The sequence below is a fragment of the Treponema endosymbiont of Eucomonympha sp. genome, assembly GCF_001028545.1.
The window spans coordinates 1-556 of record NZ_BBPW01000469.1 but is presented as its reverse complement, the minus strand read 5'-3'; the positions used below and the strand labels follow the sequence as shown (position 1 = coordinate 556).

At 50.2% G+C, this 556-nt stretch carries 1 protein-coding gene; it reads right to left on the bottom strand.

The annotated features are described in order from the left end of the window. Positions 1–21: 21 nt before the first annotated feature. Positions 22–399, bottom strand: coding sequence for a hypothetical protein (locus AWU74_RS10850; protein WP_187149612.1), 378 nt, complete (start codon positions 397–399; stop codon positions 22–24). Positions 400–556: the final 157 nt, after the last annotated feature.

The window sequence follows — 556 nt, the reverse complement described above, 5'->3', positions numbered from 1 at the left end:
CCGACGACTCGTACAAGTTCGTCAGCGCGGCGCCGGACAATATACGGAAGAGCCCGCCGGACGGCGAAACCGGCCGCTGAATCCGGCGCCGTATTCGGCAGCAGCGCCGCGGAATCCGCACACGCCTGCGCGCCGCCCGCTCCCCCGCGAACCCCGTTTATACGCATTTCCGCGCCGCTCATAAAAACCTCTGAGTGACTCATACGATTTTATGAGCAACTCATAAAAACCTCTGAGTGACTCATACGATTTTATGAGTGACTCATAAAAACCTCTGAGTGACTCATACAATTTTATGAGCGACTCATACAATTTTATGAGTGACGCATACAATTTTATGAGCGGCGCATACAATTTTATGAGCGGCGCATAAAACCTTATGAACAGCGCACAAAACACACTAATCATGTTACCAGAGCCGGCGGATATTTGCTATACTGGCGGGAAAAGGCCGCGGCGCGGGCGCAACCTGTTCGAAAAAAAGATATCAGAAGAGCACACGTCTGAAATCCAGTCCAACAAAAATACCATATTCCGTCTTCCACTTGGAAAAAAA